Source organism: Methanomassiliicoccus luminyensis B10 (assembly GCF_000308215.1).
GTDB classification, from domain to species: domain Archaea; phylum Thermoplasmatota; class Thermoplasmata; order Methanomassiliicoccales; family Methanomassiliicoccaceae; genus Methanomassiliicoccus; species Methanomassiliicoccus luminyensis.
Genome location: NZ_CAJE01000022.1, coordinates 1 through 23447, shown reverse-complemented (window position 1 = coordinate 23447; position 23447 = coordinate 1). Strand labels below are relative to the sequence as shown.

The following is a 23447-nucleotide window of genomic DNA, read 5'->3' as shown; positions in this document are numbered from 1 at the left end:
TCAGGACCGGACAGGAGATATAAGAGATATCCGGGCGCGCTTCACGGAAAAATCGATACTTACTTTATCGCGGGTACGGCCCGGGGGCGGCTGCAGATGGCGTAGATATCGCCGTCAAAGAACACATCCAGTTCAGGGTGCTCGGCCTGGATCTCCTCGATCTTCTTGAGCACCTCGCGCAGCGTCAAGTCGCTTTTCTTGTCGATCTTGACGTGGATCTGTTTCTCCATGAGCAATACACCTGGCTAAAGCTGAACTCGCCAGATTGAATGAGGATGTCGGTATATAACCATTTGTCTCCGCCTATCCGTCCCAGAAGTGGCTGGACCACATGGCGCCATCATCTCCGCCCCGCCAGGTTGTTCAGATAGTTGACAATGGGGACGAAATCGTTAATAGTTCCCTTACGGCTCTCAGCAGGCCATCAGGCCGGTGCAGCCTTTGTCCCGCAAGAAAAAGACCGGAGAGAACGATCCTTCCGACGACGCCATAGACGGCGATGTCGCCGTGCTCTCTCCCGTCCATGACGATATGCTGCGCGGATGGATGTCCGGCAGCACCGCCCTCGCGGCATGGCTCGAGGAGGACCCCGCGGACCGGCCCACGTTCTACTCCCGCAACCTTGACGATAAGGAGCTGGATGACGAGATCGCGGAGAGATTGCGCGATCGCGAGGAGGAGGTGGCCCGGCTCCGCAGGATGCTGGGGAACGGGGACGACATCGACACCGTTCTGGAGGAGAACGCCCGCCTCAGGAAGGAAGTGGAGAAGCTTACCCGCTCCAACTCGGAGCTGATGTCCAACGCCTCGGCCGACCTCGAGAAGAGGGAGGCGGCCCTCCGAGAGAGGGAGAACGCCCTGAACGAGAGGGAGAAGGGGCTCAAGGCCCCCGACACCTCCGAGCTGGAGCAACGGTACCACGCCGAGCTGGCGCAGAAGGAGATGGAGCACCGCTTCAGGGAGGACGAGCTCGCCCGAACGGTGGAGAGGCTGGAGAACGACCTTAAGCGCAAGGCCCTGGAGGAGCGGGCCCGGGAGGACGAGCTAAAGCTGGCCAAGTTGTCCAAGAGCGAGGCGAGCAAGGAGGTCCAGGAGAAGCTCCGCCACGCCCAGGAGAAGGAGCGGCGGGCGCTGGAGCTCCAGGATGCCGTGAACCACCTCAATGACACCATCTCCGAGAAGGATGACGAGCTGAAGGGCCTCAAGGAGATCGTCAGCTACAAGGAGCAGGAGCTTACCCGCCGCGAGGAGGACCTCCTCTACAGGGAGAACCTCATCACCGAGGAGAAGCGCCGGATGGAGGAGGCCAAGCGCTCCGCCGGAGGGTTGGCGGAGGCGGAGCTCAAGAAGCGCCTGGAAGAGCTCAGGTCCGAGGTGGACCGCCGCGAGAAGGAGCTGAAGGCCAAGGAGGACTTCCTCCGCAGCAAGGAGTCCGAGCTCCGCCAGCGGGAGATGGGGGCCATCGAGGAGGAGCTCAAGACCAAGGACCAGGAGATCGCCCTGGAGACGGACTCGGCCAAGGTGAAGACCGGCAGCCCCCGCCTGGACGACCTGCTGCTGGGCGGCATCCCCTTCGGGTCCAACATCCTGATGTACGGGCCTCCCTTCGTTGGCAAGGAGACCATGGTCAACCAGTTCATCGCCGAAGGCCTGAAGAAGGGCATCCCGGCCATCTGGGTCACCACCGACAAGACCCCCGTCGACATCCGCGAGGAGATGAAGCTGGTCCTACCCCAGTACGAGGAGTACGAGGCCCTCGGCCTGGTGAGGTACGTCGATTCATACTCCCGCAGCATGGGCGACGTCAGCCAGGACAAGTACACCACGTACATCGACGTCCCGACCGCCCACGACCAGATCATGGACGCGGTGGAGGAGGTGGCCAAGATGTACAAGGAGAAGCACGAGTACTACCGCCTGGCCTTCCGCACCATATCAACTCTGATAGCGTACTCGGACCCCAACACTGCGTTCCGCTTCCTGAGCCCCTTCTGCGGGCGCCGCAAGAGGGACCGCGCAGTTACCATGTATACTATAGAAAAGGGCATGCACGGGGAGCAGGAGATCCAGATGCTCGGCTCCATCATGGACGGCATGATCGACTTCAAGATCGAGCAGCTGAAGACCTTCTTCATGGTGAAGGGCATCACCGACGTGCAGTCGCGCTCGTACATCCGGTACAACGCCACCAGGCACGGGCTCAGCATCGGTAGCTTTGCCCTCGATCATATAAAATAATACTGCATATAAATCAAAATATGAATTAGCCGCGAGGAACGCGGCCAAGCCCTTTCTGAGCATATAGTTATCAACATTACCCAGTGGCGAGCTCACGCGAACTCGGGCCCGGAGGGGCTCCTCGGCGCGGGCCCCGCCTTCTTCTCGATGTTGATGCGGGGCAGCGGGAACGGGGGCGGAAGGCGGATGTCCCTGGCTATGAGCAACGCGGTGGGGATGCAGTTCGATACGATGGCGTTGTGCACCATGTTGGCGGTGTCGTTCGGCATCGACCCGGTGGACTTCCACTCGTTGATCAGCTGGTCCGCTTCCCCGTCAAGGGCAATGGAGCCCTCGATCTTGATGTACCCCATGCCGGTGTAATTGATGGTAAAACGGAACTCCACGGTGGCGGCGCGGTCGGAGGACCGGTTGATCTGTGTCACCGCGCTGTTGTGATCGATCCTGATATTGCTGATGTGCTCTCCCGCCCGGGAGAACCTCTTGGCCTCGATGGTGCTGGTCTCGAAACCTGTGATCTGCATCTTACCGCCCCTGCTAATGAGGTGCTCGTTTATACAATGTTTCCCCGGAGAAGATTAGAGAAGGAGTGCCGCAGGCCGGACTTGAACCAGCGACTTCAAGATCTTCAGTCTTGCACTCTCCCAGCTGAGTTACTGCGGCTCCGCCAGAGAGTAAAGGACATGTCTATTATAAACTTTCGCCAGACCCACCCCGCCCCGCTCCTCTTCCAGGTGAATTATGTGGAATTAGTATACAAATTCCGAATTAATGCCAGCTACCTCGAAGCCTTTAAGACCCCATCGGTACTTGCATATCCCAGCATCGGGGAGCAGCTGAGCCAATGGGACCAGTGCAACATAGGGCCCTGAACAGGTCGAAGAGGGCCTCGTTTCTGAAGAAGGACAAGCAAGGGGTGGCGTCCACAGTGGGCACCATCATGGCCCTCATGGTGTTCATAGCGTTCATGGCCCTGATCACCAACTCCTACGTGCCGGCCTGGATGATGGACAACGAACGTTCGCACATGAACCAGGTCATCGACCAGTTCGGTCAGCTCAAGAACAATGTGGACAGCATGACCCTGCAGCAGGGCGGCAGCGGGGACTATTCCATCAACATGTTCGCCCCCGTCAAGCTCGGCTCCGAGGGCGTGCCGCTCTTCGCCACGGCCACCGTGGGCCTCTTGTCATACGTTCCTCAAGGAACTTCCACGTCCGGGGTCAATGTCCGATTTACCGACCCGGTGTCCGGCGCTCTCATCAATTCGACCGGCGGGGGGAGGGCGGACCTGTACGTCCCCAACCGCTATTATGTGCCGCAATGGATCTGCTACGAGAACGGCGCCATCATACTCAAGCAGGATGACGGACAGTCCATCAAGGCCAAGCCCAACCTGGACATCAGCAAGGTCGGCGGGAACATCAACGTGGACTTCACCGAGATAGACCTCATCGGAGCGAGCCAATCCGTCACCGGCTCCGACGCGGTGGGGTTCAGCCTGGACCTGGTGTATGTCGACTCTCAAAAGTACACCTGGGGGGCGGGGAGCAGTGGCACGCTGCAGCTGACCATAACTACAGTATACGGCGCGGCGTGGCACCAATATCTCAAGGACTACCTTAGCGAGAAGAAACTGGTCGGGGATGGCGTAGACTATGACCTGTCACCATCCGATTCTCCCAGCGCGTCGACGGACAGAGTGACCACCATCACCCTTACTCTTTACAAAGTGACAGAAGTGAACTACAACCGGGCCCAGATGGAAATGAAGATGCTCACCACGTGAGGTTGAACGATGCAAGCGGCCGAACCCAAACCCAGCAAGAAGACCAAGACGCAAATGCCAGATGACGCTCCCGAGGGAGCGACCATGGCCGGCGCGGTCAGGGACGGCTACCTCAAAGTGGTCCGCCGGGCGATGCCCCGCAGAGCCTCCAGGGTCATGCTGTCCGCCCACGAGGTGGCCCAGCGCATCGAGTGGTCCAAGGGCCACGGCTCCGCCGTCACCGAGATACCCAAGATCGATGACCCCGCCGTGGAGACGGTGGAGGTGTACCCGGTCCTGGAACCCTACAGCTACACCCGCATCACTTACAACAACGAGACCAGCGAGTATTACCTGGAAGCTCTGGAGCCGAGGCTCAACGCGGAGGACCAGAAGCTCCTGGCGCTGATCAAGGACACCCTGGGCCGCACCCTCAGCTACGAGTGGGACAAGTTCACCAGCCTGGACAAGAGGGAGTACCTCTCCGAGAGCGTGGAGTCGTACATCAAGAGCAGGGGCGCCAAGGTCAACCCGCTGCTTAAGAAGAAGCTCAAGTACTACATCCTGCGCGACTTCGTCGGCTACGGCAAGGTGGACATCCTGATGCGCGACGAGCAGATCGAGGATATCTCCTGCGACGGAGTGAACATCCCCCTGTTCGTATACCACCGCAAGTACGGCAGCCTCAAGACCGCCCTGATGTTCGATGACGAGGACGCCCTGAACTCCTACGTGGTCTCTCTCGGCCAGAGAGGTGGTAAGCAGATCTCGGTGTCCAACCCCATCCTGGACGGCACCTCCCCGGAAGGCCATCGTATCCAGGCGACGTATTCCCGCGAGGTCACCACCAAAGGCTCCACCTTCACCATCAGGCGCTTCAAGGAGAAGCCCTTCACCCCGGTGGACCTGGTCAAAGGGAAAACGGCCAGCCCGGAGATGGTGGCGTACTTCTGGCTCGGCGTGGAGAACGGCGAGTCCATGATCATCTGCGGCGGGACCGCTTCGGGGAAGACCTCCACGCTGAACTCCATTTCGCTGTTCATACCCCCCGGTGCCAAGATCGTCACCATGGAGGACACCAGGGAGATCAACCTCCCCCACCAGAACTGGATCCCCGGCACCACCAGGTCCGGGGTGGGGGAGAGGGGCCCGGACGGCAAGGCCCCGGGCGAGATAGACATGTACGACCTCATGCGCGCCTCGCTGAGGCAGCGCCCCAACTACATCATCGTCGGGGAGGTCCGAGGCAAAGAAACGTACACCATGTTCCAGGCCATGGCCACCGGCCATACCACTTATTCCACCATGCACGCCGACTCGGTGCAGTCGATGGTCAACAGGCTGGAGAACCAGCCCATCAACTGCCCCCGCATACTTCTCACCGCGCTGCGCAACGTCATCATCCAGTCCCAGGTGAGGGTGGGGCAGGAGCTCACCAGGCGGATGAAGCAGGTCATCGAGATCGTGGGGTTCGAGCCGGACACCAACGAGCTGATATCCAACACCGTGTACGAGTGGGACCAGGCCACCGACCGCTTCATCTTCAAGGGCCACAGCTTCCTGTTCGACAAGATCATGGAAATGAAGAACCTCACCCACGAGGAGATGACCGCCGAGTTCGAGCGCAGGGTGGACATCATCAAGTACCTGGTATACCGGGACATCGTGGACCACCACAAGATCTGGGAGCTCATCAATCACTACTGCAAGAACCCGGAGAGGACCATCACTAAGGTGCGCAAGGAACTACAGGAAGGGGGGATAGAGACTGGCGCCTGAGGTATCCGACGCGTTCTCCAAGTTCGATTCCAAGAAATCGTACACCAAGACCAAGAGGACCGATGCCGAGAGGATAGGGCCGCACCTGATCAAGCTGCCCGCCGGGGTGCTCCCGGACTATATCGAGCTGACCAACTACCAGATGCTCTCCTGGCGCGTGATGGGCAAGATGGTGAAGCTGAACGCCAAGCCCAACCCCAAGCTGGAGCAGCAGCTGCTGCAGGCGCACCTGCGCATAAGGCCGGAGGAGTACCTCGCCTACGTGTGGATGACCACCTTCCTGGTGTTCGCCGGCTCGCTGGCCGTCGCCCTGCTGTTCGGCGGCGTTCTTCTGGGCCTTCTCCACGTGGCGGCGGGCATGGTGATGGTCTTCTTCGTCATGATCGTCATGATGCCCCCGCTGCTGACCTACATGGTCATGTCGGCGATGCCGGGCACCAAGGCCAAGGCCAGGATGCGCGACATCAACAAGCGCATCGGCCCGGCCATGAGCTTCATCTCCGCAATGGCGTCGGCCGACGTCAACGTGGACGTCATCTTCAAGGAGCTGGCCAAGCAGGACATTTACGGCGAGATCAAGAACGAGGCGGAATGGATCACCAGGGACACCGATCTGCTGGGCATCGATATCCTGACGGCCGTCAAGATGGCCGCGCAGAGAAGCCCGTCCACCAAGTTCCAGGAGTTCCTGCAGGGCGTGGTGACGACCTCGACCTCCGGCGGACAGCTGAAGCCCTACTTCCTGCAGAAGGCGGAGCAGTACGAGAAGGAAGGAAAGCTGGAGATGCGGTCGCAGATGGAGTCCATCGGACTTCTGGCCGAATCGTTCGTCACCGTGGTGGTGGCGTTCCCCCTGTTCCTGGTGGTCATCATGGCCATCATGGCCATAGTGCCCGGCGGAGGAGGCAGCTCGTCCACGACGGTGCTGTTGCTGGAGATGGTCATACTGCTGATGATCCCGATGTGCCAGTTCGGCTTCACGTTCGTGATCTGGAATATGACCAAGGAGTCGACGTTCTGAGGTGATGAGATGGCCGCCGAATACGAGAACATAATGGACCTGGACCAACTGAACCTGGAAAAGATAGACTATGGCCGGACCATACTCATCATCAGCGCGATGGTGTGCGCGCTGTTCGCGGCGATAGGGTTCCTGGACGCCATCGGGGGCATCGACGCCCCCTCGGATTGGCTCACCTACACCTTCCTGGCGCTGATAGTCCTCACCGGCCCGTACGGGTTCTACGCCTCGCGGGAGGTCAAGCGGGTCAGGGACATCGAGGCCAGGCTGCCGGAGTTCCTCCGCGACGTCGCCGAGGCCGGCCGCTTCGGCATGACCCTCGCTCAAGCCATCAAGGTCGCCTCCAGGGGCCGCTACGGGAAGCTGACCCCGGAGATACGCCGCATGGCCGCGCAGATCGACTGGGGCGTTCCGGCGTCGGAGGCCATCCGCCTGTTCGCGGAGAGGGTCGACACCCCTCTGGTCAAGAGGATGACCTCGATCATCATCAAGGCCAACATCGCCGGGGGCAGCGTCGCCGACGTGCTGACGATGGTGGCCCACGACGCCAGGGAAGCGATGCTGAGCCAGAGCGAGAGGAAGATCAACATGGTCACCTACGTCATGGTCATCTACATCGCCTTCGCGGTGTTCATCGCCACTATATTCATCCTCAACACCACCTTCCTCCCGAAGATGATGGAGGCCGGCGCCTCGGTGGCCGAGGGGGCGGAGAAGGCCGGGATAACCAACATGCCCGTCAATATCAAGACGGACGTCATCCCCACCATCCAGATACTGTTCGTGCTCGCCGTGATAATCCACGCCGTAGGGGACGGCATACTGGCGGGAGTGTTGCAGGACGGCCAGATATCCGGCGGCATGAAGCATGCCTTCATCATGCTGCTCATCGGCCTGGTGGGCACGAGGTTGATCTGATGGACGAGGCCATGAAGCGGGACATGAGCGACGAGCTGGACGATATCTTCGCCGATGATGAGGGGAAGGTCAAGAAGAAAAAGTTCAACGTCAGCACCAGGTACCTCTCGTTCCTGGTCCGCCTAAGGAACAAGCCCATGAAGGTCCTGCTCCCCCTGGGCTCCAACGCCGAGCAGACCGCCATCACTGAGATACCCAAGATCGCCGACGCCAGCGTGGAGGAGGTCGAGACCACCCCCATCGAGGAGCCGTACTCGTACGTCCGCATACTGTACGATGGCACCGCGGCCGAGTACATCTACGAGGTCCACGAACCCAAGCTCACCGACGACGAGAGGTCGCTGCTCGACGGCATGAAGAGCGCCCTCATCGTGTCGCTGAACCTCGCGGACACCAAGGACTCCGAGGAGAAGAAGAAGATACTGAACGCGGCCATCGACCAGCTCCTGACCAAGCTGGGGGTGGCGCTGCACCCCTTCTCCAAGGAAAGGATCGCCTACTACCTGCGCCGCGACTTCATCGGCTACGGCATCATCAATGTCATGCTCACGGACCCCTCCATCGAGGACTGCTCCTGCGATGGCATGGGCATCCCTCTGTACATCTACCACCGCAAGTACGGCAGCGTAAAGTCGAACATCAAGTTCGAGAGGGAGGACGAGCTGGACGAGTACGTGGCCTGGCTGGCCCAGAAGTGCGGAAAGCACATCTCCGTGGCCAATCCCATCCTGGACGCCACCATCCCCGACGGGTCGAGGCTGAACGCCACCCTGGGAAAGCACGTGACCAAGAGAGGATCGACCTTCACCATCAGGCGCTTCAAGGACAACCCCTTCACCCCGGTGGACCTGCTGAGGTTCAAGACCATGTCCACCGAGATGATGGCGTACATGTGGCTGTCCGTTGAGTTCGGATCGTCCATGATGGTGTGCGGCGGCACCGCGTCCGGCAAGACCACCACGCTGAACGCCATCCTGCTGTTCATCCCTCCCCAGATGAAGATCGTCAGCATCGAGGACACCAGGGAGCTGAACCTCCCCCACGAGAACTGGATCCCCGGGCTTACCCGGGAAGGGTTCGGCGGGAAGGGGGGAGAGAGCAGCGGCAACATCAACATGTTCGACCTGCTCACCGCCGCGCTGAGGCAGAGACCTCAGTACCTGATGGTCGGCGAGGTCCGCGGCAAGGAGGCGTACGTGGTGTTCCAGGCCATGGCCACCGGGCACATTTCCTATTCCACGTTCCACGCCGAGGACGTTCAGGCGATGGTCCATCGTCTCGAGAACGACCCCATCAACCTGCCCAGGGCGCTGCTCACCGCGCTGAACATCGTCATGCTGCAGGGCCAAGTCAAGGTCGGCACCAAGATGACCAGGAGGGTGAAGGGCCTCACCGAGATTGTGGGCATGGACCCCGAGACCGGCGAGCTCATCACCAACGCGGCGTTCACCTGGAACCCCGCCGACGACACCTTCAACTTTTCCGGGCACTCCTATGTGTACGAGAAGGTGCGGGCGGTACGCAACTGGTCCTCCAGGGAGATGGAGAAGGAGATCAAGAGGCGCATGGACATCCTGGAGTACATGAAGAGGTCCGGAGTGTCCAACTACCGCCAGGTGGCCAAGATCGTTTCCGCGTACTACAAGGACCCCGAGAAGGTCATGAAGGAAGTGCGCAAGAGCGAAAACCCCGAGTGAGCCTTTCTTTTTTCACGGCCCGGGCGGGCGCGCCGTTCCATTTCCCTCCCGCGCCGGCCTTGAGCTTTGCTGTTCTCCTAGGTGTAGCTCCTCGACCTGCACCGTTCCCACGTGCGTTGACTCATCGGCACGTTGCTCGCGGTCAGGCGTGAGGCCCCGCCAACTGATGGGGCAGCGGGCGATGCCGATCGATCTCGTCGCGGAACGCGATGCTGCCTGATGCGCTGGGACGAGGGATGATGAAGCGCAGGGTATGCTCCGTTGAAGGATCTGTTGACCATGCGAGCGCCGGAGCACGAGCTCGGACGTGAGAGAGGATGAGAATGAGGTAAAGGAAAGAAAAAGAGAAGATTAGAAGGGGTTTCAAGCGGAGGGTTTGTCCTCTTCCGGCTTAGGCTCCTCGGCCGCCTTGGCCTCCTCAGGCTTGGGCCCCTCAGAGCTGGAGGTCCCCTCCCCCGCCTCGGCGGGCTTGGGAGCGTCCGAAACGGGAGCGTCCTCGGGCTTGGCCTCGATGGGCACGGCGGGCTTCTTTTCCACCGTCCTGCGGATGATGCGCCGGAGCGGCTTCTGCTGCGGGACCACCTCAGGCTTCTTCTCCTCGGGAGGAGGCAGCTCCACGGGCGCCGCCTTGGGCGCCTCCATCGGAGAGCCGCACTTGTGGCATATCGATGCGCCGCGGGGGTTCAGTATGCCGCAGGTCGGGCAGGCCACACCGCCGATCTTGCGCTTGTCCTCCTCCTGGGACAGCCAGGTCTCGAAGGTCACGTAAGAGGCCTGCTTCTTCCACCAGTCGGGGAACTTGGCGTCGGAGTACTTCTTGTCGAGGACCTTCTTGGCCTCCTCACGGTACGTGTCGACGAAGGCCTCGTACTGCTCCCTCATGCTCTTGAGGTACTCGTTCTCCTCTTCTTCGACGGCCTCGGTGATGAACTTGGCGCCGCAGTCAGGGCAGGAGACCGAGTTCGCGGCGATCCAGGCGCCGCACTTGCTGCACTTGGCGGTGCCGGTCTCGAACTCCACCCCGCACTTGGGGCAGCGCTTGGACGAGTCGGGTATCAGAGCGCCGCACTCGCCGCACTCCACCATCTTCCCCAGGCCATACTTGTACAGGTACGCGGAGAAGATCAGAATGACCGCGGAGACGAACGCCAATATGATGACGTAGAGCCACCAGGGGGCGCCTCCCTCGGCCGCGGCCTTCACGGTGGCCTGGTCGTATTGGTCGAAGGTCTTGCCGTTGACGTCCGCGGTGACGCGGATCTCGTACGTGCCGTCCTCGCTCCCTTCGGGGATGTGGACCGCTATGTAGAAGTTGCCGTCCGAACCCGTTTTCTGGGTGAATGGGCCGTTGTCTACAATCACACCGTTCCTGTACAGGCTGACCGACACCGTCGCCCCGTTTATGGCGGCGTTGGTGTTCTTGTTGGTGACCGTGCCGCTGACGAAGATGGTTTCGCCGGGCTTGTAGGTCTGGCCGTACGGAATATTGAGAGTGACATACGGATCGGGCGTTTTCACCTCGAAGGCGGTGCTGATCACGTTGTTGTCGGTCCTGCTCTCATCAATGGTGCCGTCGTAGTTGGCCACGACCTCTATGTCGTAGTCGCCGGTAGTGACATTGATGGTCCAGGTGTAGGAAAGCGCCACGATATCGGTGTTCTTCACGTCCATGCTGTTGGTCACGTGGATCAGAGTGCGGACGCCGGTCTCGTTCACCACGAAGAAGTAGAACTTCATCGCATAGGCGGTGGGTGAGCCGGAGGAAGTGGCGGCGGTGGCGGAGATGGTCACCTTTTCACCGGCCGTAGCGTTGGTCACGGCCTTCTGGGACTTCATCACCTGGATGTTGCCGAGGAACACCACGTCGGGGCGGGAGTCCAGGACTCTGATGGTCCCTTGCTCCTCGTCATCGCTGGCGGAATCGCCGGAGCCGGGGACGACCTCGACGGTGATGACCCTCAGGACATCCCTGGAGCCGAGAGGCACGCTTGCCGTCCAGGTAGTGCTGACAGTGATCGTATCCCCGGCCCCTATGCCTCCTGGCACAGGCCTCGCGGCGGTGGGAACGGCCACGCCGTCCACGTAGAGCAGGATCTGAGCTTCGTTGGAATCGCTCTCCCCATGGTTTGTTATGTCCACCAGAATGGATACGGTGGCGCCGACCTGCACGGAACCGGTCGGGGTGAAGCGCAGGCTGGATACTGAGAGATTGGCCGGGTCAAGTTCAGGCTCCCATCCCTCCAGCGCGAGGTATCTCTCGGACCCATCGGCGTTGGTGGGCGTTACCACTCCGGAAGTGAGAGAGGCGCCGCGAACGTACGCGGGCACGTTTATCACGTCGTTGCTGGCCCCGTAGTAGGTCACCCCGTCGGGGGCTTCGAATGACACCGTCACCAAGTAAACGCCCGCGCTGCGGGTGGTCGCCGGGCTGCTGGTTATCACATCGGACAGCACCAGGAGCATGACCGTACCGTCAATGCCGGTGGCACCGGAGAGCTTCTCCGCGCCATGCGCCGGCGTTATGGCGGCATACATCCGGCTGATGGAGACATCGGCGCCTTCCACTATGGCGCCCCTGCCGTCCACGACGGTGACCTCCACCCACCGGTAGTACTCGACATATGCCGAGTCCTGCACGCTGAATATGATGATGTCCACATTGGTGAGCGCGGCCGTTGACGTATTGGCCAGGGTCACCGCGGAGAAGGTGGAGTTGACCGCTGCCAGATGCATGCTGGAGGTGGCCGGGGCGCTCAGCTCGGAGCTGACCGCGGACTCGGTCACATCGACCACGGATTCGCCGTACGCGAATATGCTTACCTCCGCCGCTATGCTAGACCTCACGATCTCCAGGCGAGCGGTGTCGAACAGGACCAGGCCGATGCTGCCGGTCGAGGTCATGGTCGATCCATCCAGCAAGCGGAGCTGGCCGTTGCCTTCCACGACCACGTTCAGGTTTCCGTTCTGCCTCATGGCGAACTGGGTGCCCACGAAGGTGAGCTTGCCGCCCGTGGTCACGATCACATTGGTGGTCGGGCTCAGGGGCGTGTAGAAGACCAGATCCTGGAACTGCGAGGTGCCCCCGATCACGAGGTCGGAATCGCCCAGCTCTATGGACACGGTGACGTTCTTGAATGCGTTGTTATTGCTGTACCTGGATTCCTGTACGGTCCTGTCGGGGTTGACGTAGACGTAGATGGGATAGTTGCCTATCTCCTCAGGGATCCACACCAGTACTGCCTCCAGAGAGGAGTGGGCAGGGACCGAGATCGTCGTTGTACTGAGAAGCTGTCCGCCGGTGCTCCTGTTACCGGCATATATCTCGACGACCACGTTCTTGGCCGCTACGGCGCCCGAGTTGTGGACAGTGATCCTCGCGGTGGCCTCGGTCGATGCGGTAGCATCGCTGAATGCCATGTCCTCCGATGCAACGTACAGGTCGGGCAGGAATATCAGGTTGATCAGGTAGACCGGCAGCTGGACGAACATTCCGGTACCGACCAGGTCGGGGTACCTTTCGAATGGGAGGCCGACATAGTTGTAGTATGTCGCACCGTCGCTGTCGTCGGTGAAGCTGACCGTCAGGTTGTATGACGGGTTCTTGTAGGGATTGGGGTTGCGCGCGTCGATTATCTCGGAAAGATAGGGGATCGTCACCTTGCCGTCGTTCCCGGTCACCCAGGCAGTGAAGGAGGAGGGATCGATGCCGAGGTACCTCATCACATCATCGGAAGGAGCGCTCTGCACACCGCCCGGGGTGACGTAGTAAGCAATCTCGCCGTAGGGGTCCTGCAACTTCGCGGATACTTCTGCGCCGATCACCGAGTTGCCCTGGTCGTCGAGGGCGGTCACGTTGGCCCACCGATATATGTAGACAGTGGGGGCTAGAGTGACCTCGATCCAGATCCTATCCACATAGATATCATGTGAAGATGCAGTGGCGTCATTGATTACTTGGATGGCAATGCGTTTTATATCCTCTATCGAAATCGCTCCTTCCCCATTCTGATACAAATCGTATGTGACGTTAGTCAATCCATCGACTTGGGTAACCTGGATATTCGTATTCACAAAGCTCTCGCCATTCAGAGCCCATTGAACATAACTATCTCCACCATAGGGATATGCAGTAGTATATTGGAAATTCAAAGTTGCGCCATTGATTCTGCCTGCTGAACCTCCCGTATCAAACTGATTAAGGTTCAGTATCTGGCCCATTTTAATCACGTAATAATTGCCATCATATACTGTTGCATTGGAGATTGGTTGATTCGTCGTGGTGTCGCTAGATCCCCGAGCCGTAACGTCCGCCTCGAACGTGGTTTCGACCGTCACGAACGCAGGCTCGCGAGTATAGTCCTTAGGGTCTTGTGACTCATCCACGGTGAGACCGTAGATATATGCCTTGGAGTTGTCCAGAAGCACCATATTGTTGTGCCGGTAAGGGTCAGGCGAAAAATCGACCCCAATGTAGGTGTTGACCGAGGTCAGGTTCGTGTTGCCGGCCAGGGTCACGCTCTTGTAAGTGGAAAGAGTCCTACTCCCCGAATCGAGCGTATAGGCGACCGCACTCCTGGTGCCGTCGAGGTTGTATGTGTCAGAAGCGAATGGATAGTCGTAATCATACACCGGAGCGAGGTTGGGAATGGGGGCGTCATATGTTTCGGGCTCGTAGATATCTCTCAGATATGAGTCGTACAGGTTCACCGTGGCGTCAACTAATAACATCACAGGGGCATCGTCGAACTCACCGGCGGGGAAGATCGTAGGGTCGCAGTATCGCTCAATTAAATCGGTGTCATGGCCTTCGATGGTGGACCTCCACAGGGTCAGGGCGGAGTCCTCGACAACGAGGTGGCCGGGGAATCTAAGGGTCGAGTCGTAAGCTTCGAGCGAGCTTCCGTTATGGACGTAGACGCCGAGGCTGGGGAACGCATTAAGGTTGTTCAGCCGCGTAGTAAGGGTGGAGTTCTTGAGGATGAGCTTGCCGCCGTCCTCGATGGTGAGGGTATAGATGAAGTCGTCCGCGCTGACGACCCCGTCATGACCGAGGGTCTGAGAGAATACCAGGCTGCCGTGGTCAACGACCACCACGCCGCCTTCCTTGATCGTCAAGTTCCCGTTCATGTAGGTCTCGGTGGTGATCTCCCAGGTCGGTGTGTCATAACCGGAACCGATGATGCGGTCCCCGTTGGAATATTCCGAAGGCAGGGCCTGCGCTCCGCCCGTCCCCGCGAACAACAGTATGCCTGTGAATGGTGTAAGCAGAAGAGCTGTCGCTATCAGTATGCTTGCCGCTCGGTTGAGGAGAACTCGACCCGTCATGAACCCACCGAAACCTCGCGTATCCATGTCTGGACACTCCAGTCTGGGAACGCTGTGAGAGCAGCGGGGTGAGGTTATTTAAATATATTCCGCTGAATTTCACTGGTCAAAACTCCGAGAACATGTGTCTCGGAATAAGGTATCTGGCAGGGGGCGCGGGGCGGTGTTCGCCGCCGCGTTCCCGCCGGGGAGAGCCGATGAAGAAAGCCGCCCGCGGCGGGAGGGGCTTACCGGCGCCGGATGCTGACCTTTCGGACGGACACTGCCTTCTTGGGGGGCTCCGCCTCTTCCGGCTTGGCCTCGGGGGGCTTGGGGGCCTCCTTCAGCTCGTACCCGCATGAGGGGCAGGTGCGGTCGTCCTCGGAGACGATGGCGCCGCACTCGGGGCAGGTGGGGCCTTCCGGTTCGGCCCTGAACACCGGGGTGGGCGCTTCCTCCTCGGGCTGCGGTTCCGGCTCCACTTTGAAGACAGGGGCGGGCTCGTCCTCCGCAGGGAACGCCTCGGGCTCGACCTCGGCCGGCTTAGGCGCCCCTATCTCGATAGCCTCCTCGATCGCCGCTTCGGGCTCGGCCTTGAGGACCGGGGTGCCATCATCGGTCGCGACGGGCGCGGACCTTTCCCGCTCGCGGAGAGCCTCCTCCCGAGCGTTGAGGGTCTTCTCCCAGCTCACGAACCGCCTCTGCTCTTCGAGCACTATCTTCCTGCCCTCGGCCAGCAGCGCCTCCTGATCGGCCAGCGCCTTCTCCTTGGCCAGCAGGCTCTCGCGCGACGAGGACACCTCGCCCAGCAGGTCGCGGATCTTGACCTCGCTGGCCAGAAGGCCCTCCTCGGCCTTGCGGATGCTCTCGTTCATCTCCTTGAGGCCGCTCTCGTACCCGGCGCTGCGCTCGGAAAGTGCCACGATCTCGTCCTCGCGCCTGGTCAGTTCCGCCTGCCTCGACTCCAGCTCCGCGCGGGACCTCTGCACCGCCTCCTCGCGCTGCCGGACCTCCTTCTCCAGGGCCCTGAGGCGGGACTCCTTCTCCTCGGCGGCGGCCTCCCGCGGCTCCAGCTCGGCCAATCGGTCCCGCAGCCCCTTCTCGCGGGTGCCCAGGTCCCGGGACAGCTCCTCAAGCTGCTGCTTCCTCTTATCGAGGTCGGACTCCTCCGCCTCGACGCGGTCCTGCCGCTTACGGACCTCCAGCTCCTGGGATTTCACTTTCTCCTTGAACTGTTCAATGACCTCCCAAATGGGGACCTCATCGGATGTGGACAATGATCTTCCTCCTTAAGCGACGTTACAGACCGCGTGGGAATCGGTCGACACGATTATTAACATTTCTAACCGAGTGAAGGTCCCAGAACAGTGAGACCTCCCTTCTCGCCCACTTCCATGGTGTGCTTCTCCATGCTGTGCTGGCAGGCCCTCATCTTCTCCACCCGGATGAACCTGGCCATCTTGCCCCGATCGCGGTCCAGTCCGAGCTCGATGATCCCGTCGACGAGGAAGCCCTCGTTGCCCAGGAGGCTCGAGGGGCCGCCGGGGGACCGCTCCATGATGATGAACGACACGAGGTTCTGATCACGGAGCATCTTGAAGAAGTAGAACATCTTCTTGCGGATGTTGTCGTTATCCTCCATCAGGGAGTACAGCGCTCCCAGGGAGTCAAGGGCGAGGACGGTGAACTTGTCGCCGTGCTTCTTCTTGGTGTACTCCACGGTCTGCTGGATGAACTGGACGTAGTCGGTGGAGCCCTCCTCGTCAATCACACCGTCCAGCTCCCTGAGGTCAGTGAAATCGGATATCTCCATGTTGGGGCTCGGTGGGATGCCCAGCCTGCGCATGTTGGTCACGTGGCTGGCCGCCGTCTCCTCCAGAGTCACATAGAGCCCGAACTGTCCGGTCTTCTGAAGGTATGTGGACATGATCGAGTAGCAGAAGCTTGTCTTCATCGAGCCGGGAGGGCCGGTGACCAGAATAACCTTCGGTGCTTCGATGTCCGAGCGGAATACTCGTTCGAGCCCCGGAATAGAGTCCCTGAGCGTTTCGTTACCCCCGGCCGTCAATCGGCTGGGTCATTAAAAAACCTTGCGTGATATAATCACTGACAGATAATGAGGCGGCGGTCCGCCCCGCCCGGGGGCGGGGAAATGGTTTCACTCCTCGGCGGGGTCGTCCCCTCCGACGGGCAGCACGCTGAGGTCCTCCTTCGACTCGGTCCGGGCGACCATCAGCTGCTCCTTGGCGCCGACCAGGCGGGCCACGGCGGTGATCTTGTCGCCGTCGGAGAGGTCCATGATGGTAACTCCTTGCGTGGAGCGGCCCATGGTGCGTATCTCCTCCGCGGGGACGCGGATGACCTTGCCCTGCTGGGTGGTGAGGATGATCTGGTCGCCGTCGGAGATGGCCCTTACCGACACTACGGGCCCGTTGCGGTCGGTGGTCTTGATGGTTATGACCCCCTTCCCGCCGCGGTGGGTCTTCCGGTAATCGGACACGCGCGAGATCTTCCCGTACCCGTTCTCGGTGATGCTAAGGAGCTTGTCCTCCGGCCTCACCACGGCCATGCTGACGATCTCGTCGCCGTCCTCCATGCGCATGCCGATGACCCCGATGGCCTGCCTCCCTACCGACCGTATCTCGGAGGCGTCGAACCTCCCCGCCTGGCCGCTCCGGGTGGCCAGCACGATCTCCGCGCCCGGCTCCACCAGCTTGGTGTCGACGAGGGAGTCGCCATCCTCCAGGCTGATGGCGATGATGCCGTTGGAACGGATGTTGCGGTACTCCCGGAGGGCGGTGCGCTTGACGATGCCGTTCCGGGTGGCGAACACCAGGTCGTAGCGGTCGTCGAACTTGTCAAAGGCCATATTGTCCTCCACCCTCTCGCCCTCCTCCAGCTTGGGCAGGAGGTTGATGATCGGCTTTCCCTTGGAGTGCCGGCCGGCCACGGGTATGCGGTACGCCTTGAGGACGTACACCCGGCCCTTGTTGGTGAAGAACATGATGTAGTTGTGGGTCATGGTGACGAACAGGTCGACCACCTCGTCCTCCTCCTTGGTCTCCATGCCCAGCAGACCCTGCCCCCCGCGGTGCTGCTGCTTGTAGGTGTCCAGCGGCAGGCGCTTGATGTAGCCGTCGCTGGTGATCATGATGACCATCTCCTCGTTGGGGATGAGGTCCTCGATGTCCAGCTCGCCGGCGTCCATGACGATCTCGGTCCTGCGGTCGTCGCCGTACTTCTCCTTGATCTCAAGCAGCTCGGCCTTGATGATGGCGAAGATCTTGCACTCGTCGGCGAGGATGCTCTCGAGATCGGCGATGCGCTCCTCGATGGCGGTGAACTCGGTGCGGAGGTCCTCGATCTCCAGGCCGGTGAGGGCGCGCAGGCGCATCTCCAGGACCGCCTTGGCCTGCACCTCGTCGATCTCGAAGCGCTGCATCAGGCCGTTGCGCGCTTCTTCCGTGGTCCGCGCCTCCCTGATAATGCGGATCGTCTCATCGATGGCGTCGACCGCCTTGATCAGCGCCTGCAGGATGTGCTCCCTCGCCTTCGCCTCGCGCAGCTCGAACTCGGTGCGCTTGGTGACCACATGCTTGCGGTAGTCGACGTAGGCCTGCAGCATCTCGCGGAGCGTGAGCACTTTGGGCTCATTGTTCACCAGGGCGAGGTTGATGACGCCGAAGGTCACTTCCATCTGGGTGTGCTGGAACAGCTGGTTGAGCACGATCTCTTCCATGACGTCCTTGCGCAGCTCGATGACGATGCGCATGCCCTCGCGGTCGCTCTCGTCCCTCAGGTCGGTGATGCCCTCGATCTTCTTCTCCTTGACCAGGTCGGCGATGCTCTCGATGAGGTTGGCCTTGTTGACCTGGTAGGGGATCTCGGTGACGATGATGCGCCTCTTGCCCCCTTCCATATCCTCGAAGTCGGCCTTGGCCCTCACCTTGATGCGGCCCTTGCCGGTGGAGTAGGCCTCCACGATGCCGTTGGTGCCGTAGATGATGCCGCCGGTGGGGAAGTCGGGGCCCTTGATGAACTGCATCAGGTCGATGCTGTCCGCGTCGGGGCTGTCGATCAGGTGCATGGCCGCGTCGCATGTTTCCCTGAGGTTGTGCGGCGGTATGTTCGTGGCCATGCCCACGGCGATGCCCGAGGACCCGTTGACCAGGAGGCTGGGCACCTTCGCCGGCAGGACCTCCGGCTCCTTCAGGGAGCCATCGAAGTTGTCGACGAAGTTCACCGTCTCCTTGTCAAGGTCCTGCAGCATCTCCTCCGCGAGCTTCCTGAGGCGGCACTCGGTGTAGCGCATCGCCGCCGCGGAGTCGCCGTCGACGCTGCCGAAGTTGCCGTGGCCGTCGACCATGGGGTATCTCAGCGAGAAATCCTGGGCCATGCGGACCAGGGCGTCGTACACGGCCGTGTCACCGTGAGGATGGTACTTCCCGAGGCAATTAGAAGCCACTATCCCGTTCGCCACGAACTCGTGCACGACCGCGACCGTGAGGTCGTAAGTGTGCTCCGCCGGAGCTGCTTCAACACTGGCGACTTGAACGAAGAAGATGTTGTTCTCCATCATCTCTTCGATAATAGGGGCCATCTTGGAGCCTATCCTCTCGAGCTTGGAGTGTATGCCCCAGTCCATGATCTGCGTGCGGCCCAGAGGGCGCTCCCTGAGATCTGAGGAATAGCGTATCTTGGTCCCGTCAGGATAGGTTATTCCGGCACGGAACTTGTTCCCCCCTACGTCTTGATACCAGCCGCTCCCGATGTGAGCTTCGGAGAGATCATCGAATACCGCTTCCGCAGCATATGGTATCCGGTCGAACACACAAGCGACATTTTCAGCGCCAAATATGTGCTCAAGCCGCTCCCGTTTCGTCTCGCTGCGGAGGTCTAGTTGCTTAGCCAGTACCTTTGTGAATCGACCCATTACTTCTATAGAATGTAGAGGATAGTTGTCTACTATAATCGCGCCCTCATACATGTGGAAGTCGCTGGGCTTCTGAACATACCTGTGGCTCGGAACCCCGAGATGCTGCATGATGAGCTGGACATCCTCGATCATTCTCTCCGAGATGGATCCGTAGTGAATGATGGAGCGGCTCTTATGGACCGAGCCGTCCCCATCGATCATGCCCGAGAGCAGAGCGGCGAGAACCGGTCGGGGAGAGCGGAAGAAGAGTTCTGGCACATGCTTGGTGCCAGCTTTCCAGGTGCGGTCTATCCCCAGGGCCGATGCCAAATAATCGTTCAGCGCCCGACTGTTCACCCTGATGTGGCGCATCATTGGATGATGGGGCAGGTCCTCGATGTGGGTCCCTCGGCCTTCGGTCAAAGCTTCGTAGCCAAAGGCCTCCTTCAAGATCTCAGTGATCCTTTCCATCACGCCGTTAGAGGTCGAGTAGAAGTTGAATCGCCCCATGCCCTTGGCATACTTGGGCTCGAAATTCCCGTCGGATAGGAACTGCCCCATAAGGTACGCGATGTTCTCGTCGAGCCTCATCTCCTTTCCATTCCAGTCCGGGAGCTTCACATACGGAATGTCATCAGGATAGTCAAGGCGCAGGACGAGGCTGTCCTCGGGCGTCAGGTCCTTGGCCTCCTTCCAAACGTACTGAAGGCCTCTGGTGATGACTTTGAACTTCTGCGATGGGGTCGCCTTAACGGTGATCCCATTCTCGGTCCGTACCCGGACAAGGTCCTTTTTCGGCATCTCCCAAAGTTCAGTCACGGTCGACCTGCCCTTCTGGGTGTAGACCTCTTCTCCCCTCTCGATCTCTTCGATCGGGATGAGGCCGCGCTTCGTCAGGACCCTGGTCCCGGCAACGAAACACTCGCCGACCACCCTGGCACTCTTCTTGTGAGGTTTGCTGGAAGGCAGGCCCATGTCGTACATGGAGTACAATATCCGCCGGTGCACGGGCTTGAGGCCGTCACGCACGTCGGGGAGGGCGCGGCCTACAATGACGCTCATGGCGTAGTCGATGTACGACTTCTTCATCTCCGCCTCGATGGGGCGGCGTATCTCCCTCGGGTTGGCCGGGGTTTGCTGATCTTGTGAAGTTGCAGTATCGTCTGTCATGTGGTATCACCTCAGATGTCCAGGTTCTCCACTTCCTTGGCGTGGGCGGTGATGAACTCCTTGCGGGGCTGGACCTGGTCGCCCATCAGGATGGTGAACAGCTCGTCCGCACGGATGGCGTCCTCGATGGTGACCTTCTTGAGCATCCTGCAATCGGGGTTCATGGTCGTGTCCCACAGCTGCGTGGGGTTCATCTCACCCAGGCCCTTGTACCTCTGGATGGTCGCTCCCTTGCCCAGCTGCTCCATGGCCGCGGCCCTCTCCCGCTCGTTGTAGGCGTAGAGGTCTTTGCCTCCCCGGGTCACCTTGTAGAGCGGGGGCATGGCCAGGTAGACGTACCCGGTGTCGATGAGCGGCCTCATGTAGCGGAAGAACAGCGTTAGCATCAGGGTGCTGATGTGCGCGCCGTCGACATCCGCATCGGTCATGATGATGACCTTGTGATAGCGGGTCTTGGTGATATCGAACTCCGGGCCCACGCCCGCTCCGATGGCGGTGATCAGATTGCGTATCTCCTGGCTCTTGAGCATCTTGTCCATGCGGGACTTCTCCACGTTCAGGATCTTACCCCTGAGCGGGAGGATAGCCTGGAACGCGCGATCGCGGCCCTGCTTGGCGCTGTTGTGAACGAAGACGCCGGCGGCGAGGGCGAAGTTGTGAGTGCTCGGAACCTCGATGTCGTAGACGTCCTTCCGCTCGCTCATCTTCTCGATGCTTGCGACGCGGTGGTTCATCGCGGCCGCGACCAGTTCCTGCTGTGAACTGAAGCCTTCGACCTCGTTCTCGTAGAGCGCCATCAGAGCGTCGGTGCTACTGAGTTCAACCGCCTGCTTGTAGCTGGCGTCGCGGAGCATGAAGCGGTGGTCGGGGGTGCACTCGATGACCTCTCCATTGTCCAAGGTGACGCGCACTATCTCGGCGTCGCGCTTGGTCACCCTAGCGTTGATGACCTTCTCGACACCGACCTTGCCGTCGTTGCGGACGGTGTAGCAGTAGTGCTCTTTGCCCTCCGCCTGCTCGGCCACGATCTCCTCGAAGCTGAGGTTCCGGCCGTCGGCGAGAGCGACCTTGGTGTCGCCGGAGAAACAACCCCCGGCGCTGTCGCCCTCCACGATGTATATCTCGGACTTGGAGGGGTCCTTCTCCTGGCAGTCGGCCAGCTTTCCCGGCAGGCCGCCGCCCTCCAGGAAGCCTTTCCTGCGGGTCAGTTCCCTCGCTTTCCTGGCGGCCTCCCTGGCCTGGAACGCCAGTATGGAGCGCTTCACGCAGGCCTCCGCGACCTTGGGGTTCTCCTCTAAGAAGGTGTAGAACTTGTCGTACACGCACGACTCCACGATGCCCTTGACCTCGCTGTTGCCCAGCTTGGTCTTGGTCTGACCCTCGAACTGCGGCTCGGGGATCTTCACGCTGATGATGGCCGTCAGACCTTCGCGCACGTCGTCGCCGGTGAGGTTCTCCTCGTTCTCCTTGATGAGCTTGTTCTGCTTGGCGTAATCGTTCAGCGTCCTGGTCAGCGCGGCGCGGAAGCCCATCAGGTGGGTCCCGCCCTCGATGGTGTTGATGTTGTTGACGTAGGTGAACACGCTCTCCGAGTACGCGTCGGTGTACTGCATCGCCACCTCGATCACGATGTTGTCCCTCTCGCAGGTGAGGTAGATGGGCTGGGGGTGCATGGAGGTCTTGTTCTTGTCCAAGTGCTCCACGAACTCCACGATGCCGCCCTCGGCGTGGAAGACCTCCTCCCGTTCCTTCCCCTCGCGGAGGTCCTGGAAGGTTATCTTCACGCCCTTGTTGAGGTAGGCGAGGTCCTGCAGGTGGTGCGACAGTATCTCCGCGTCAAAGTCCACGGTCTCGAAGATCAGGGGGTCGGGCTTGAAGCGCTGCTGGGTGCCCGTCTCGGCGGTCTCGCCGACGACCTTCAGCGGGCTCGACACCTCGCCGCGCTCGAACCTCATGGAGTGGACCTTTCCTTCCCTCTTGACGGTGGTCTCGAGGAACTCCGAGAGGGCGTTGACGACCGACAGGCCCACGCCGTGCAGTCCGCCCGACACTTTGTAGCTCTTGCGGTCGAACTTGCCGCCGGCGTGGAGCATGGTGACGACCAGCTCCACGGCGGGCTTGCCGTACTTCTCGTTGATGCCGGTCGGAATGCCTCTCCCGTCGTCGGAAACGGTGACGCTCCCGTCGGCGTTGATAGTGACGTCGATCTTCGTGCAGTAGCCGGCCATCACCTCGTCGATGCTGTTGTCGACTACCTCGTAAACGAGATGGTGAAGCCCGCGGGTGTCGGTGGAGCCGATGTACATCCCGGGGCGTTTCCTGACCGCTTGCAGACCTTCCAAGACCTGGATCTGGTCTGCGCCGTAACTGTTGTCTTCCATTGGATCAAACCTCTGTGAATTCTGTGATCTTTTGCCTAGAGCGAGCTGGCTGATAGTCTCGATATCATGGAGTAGAAGATGTGCATCCCTCCCCCTACTTCGATGCCTTTGGTAATGGCGTCAACATATTAATAGTTGCTTCTTTACATGCTGGCTATATAAGCGAGCTATATAAGCAAACCCCTGGCCGGAAAGGGCCCGAAAACGCCCTTCTTCCCTGGCCGTTAACAGGGGTATTTAACATCCCTTATTACGG

Annotated in this window: 13 protein-coding genes, 1 tRNA gene and 1 pseudogene; 6 read left to right on the top strand and 9 right to left on the bottom strand. The window is 60.3% G+C overall.

Annotated elements, in window-relative coordinates; translation table 11 throughout:
* Positions 1–59: 59 nt before the first annotated feature.
* Positions 60–230 (bottom strand): hypothetical protein, encoded by a 171-nt coding sequence (locus WYS_RS16160; RefSeq protein WP_155897747.1) that lies wholly within the window; start codon positions 228–230, stop codon positions 60–62.
* A gap of 202 nt (positions 231–432) precedes the next feature.
* Here WYS_RS16160 and WYS_RS15325 point away from each other — a divergent pair, with 202 nt between their 5' ends.
* The gene (locus tag WYS_RS15325; RefSeq protein ID WP_049796364.1) at positions 433–2238 is read left to right on the top strand and encodes an RAD55 family ATPase; all 1806 of its coding nucleotides are present in this window, start codon (positions 433–435) and stop codon (positions 2236–2238) included.
* 92 nt (positions 2239–2330) lie between these two features.
* Here the strand turns inward: WYS_RS15325 and WYS_RS15320 are convergent, their stop codons facing one another.
* Both WYS_RS15320 and WYS_RS12150 read right to left on the bottom strand, forming a co-directional pair.
* Complete coding sequence (locus tag WYS_RS15320; RefSeq protein WP_019178445.1) at positions 2331–2762, bottom strand: hypothetical protein; 432 nt, start codon at positions 2760–2762, stop codon at positions 2331–2333.
* Between the two features lie 66 nt (positions 2763–2828).
* Positions 2829–2901 (bottom strand) — tRNA-Phe (locus WYS_RS12150).
* 181 nt (positions 2902–3082) lie between these two features.
* Here WYS_RS12150 and WYS_RS12140 point away from each other — a divergent pair.
* The 5 genes from WYS_RS12140 to WYS_RS12120 all read left to right on the top strand — a co-directional run bounded on the left by WYS_RS12140 (position 3083) and on the right by WYS_RS12120 (position 9421).
* On the top strand, positions 3083–4027 hold the full coding sequence (locus WYS_RS12140) for a hypothetical protein (RefSeq protein WP_147654257.1): 945 nt from the start codon (positions 3083–3085) through the stop codon (positions 4025–4027).
* Positions 4028–4036: 9 nt separating this feature from the next.
* Positions 4037–5785 carry a type II/IV secretion system ATPase subunit gene (locus WYS_RS12135; RefSeq protein ID WP_019178443.1) on the top strand — a complete coding sequence of 583 codons (1749 nt, stop codon included), beginning with the start codon at positions 4037–4039 and terminating at the stop codon, positions 5783–5785.
* A 106-nt stretch (positions 5786–5891) separates the two neighbouring features.
* Positions 5892–6806, top strand: a complete 915-nt coding sequence (locus WYS_RS15315; protein ID WP_019178442.1) for a type II secretion system F family protein — start codon at positions 5892–5894, stop codon at positions 6804–6806.
* Between the two features lie 9 nt (positions 6807–6815).
* Positions 6816–7724: a type II secretion system F family protein gene (locus WYS_RS12125; protein ID WP_019178441.1), complete on the top strand. Its 909-nt coding sequence runs from the start codon at positions 6816–6818 to the stop codon at positions 7722–7724.
* Positions 7724–9421: a type II/IV secretion system ATPase subunit gene (locus WYS_RS12120; protein WP_019178440.1), complete on the top strand. Its 1698-nt coding sequence runs from the start codon at positions 7724–7726 to the stop codon at positions 9419–9421. The genes WYS_RS12125 and WYS_RS12120 overlap by 1 nt, the downstream gene beginning before the upstream one ends.
* Before the next feature lie 363 nt (positions 9422–9784).
* Here WYS_RS12120 and WYS_RS12115 read toward each other — a convergent pair whose 3' ends face one another.
* The 6 genes and pseudogenes from WYS_RS12115 to gyrB form a co-directional block, all read right to left on the bottom strand.
* Complete coding sequence (locus WYS_RS12115) at positions 9785–14662, bottom strand: CARDB domain-containing protein (protein ID WP_019178439.1); 4878 nt, start codon at positions 14660–14662, stop codon at positions 9785–9787.
* 311 nt (positions 14663–14973) lie between these two features.
* Positions 14974–16002 carry a zinc ribbon domain-containing protein gene (locus WYS_RS12110; protein ID WP_026069085.1) on the bottom strand — a complete coding sequence of 343 codons (1029 nt, stop codon included), beginning with the start codon at positions 16000–16002 and terminating at the stop codon, positions 14974–14976.
* Positions 16003–16067: 65 nt separating this feature from the next.
* Positions 16068–16793 (bottom strand): RAD55 family ATPase, encoded by a 726-nt coding sequence (locus WYS_RS12105; protein WP_026069084.1) that lies wholly within the window; start codon positions 16791–16793, stop codon positions 16068–16070.
* A 90-nt stretch (positions 16794–16883) separates the two neighbouring features.
* Positions 16884–20573 (bottom strand): DNA gyrase subunit A, encoded by a 3690-nt coding sequence (gene gyrA / locus WYS_RS15310; protein WP_394296334.1) that lies wholly within the window; start codon positions 20571–20573, stop codon positions 16884–16886.
* A pseudogene (locus tag WYS_RS16670) lies at positions 20562–20729 on the bottom strand (DNA gyrase subunit A); the annotation flags it as partial. The gene gyrA and the pseudogene WYS_RS16670, both read right to left, overlap by 12 nt.
* A 92-nt stretch (positions 20730–20821) precedes the next feature.
* A complete protein-coding gene (gene gyrB, locus WYS_RS12090) occupies positions 20822–23191 on the bottom strand; it encodes a DNA topoisomerase (ATP-hydrolyzing) subunit B (protein ID WP_019178436.1) in 2370 nt (789 codons plus the stop codon).
* Between the last annotated feature and the right edge of the window lie 256 nt (positions 23192–23447).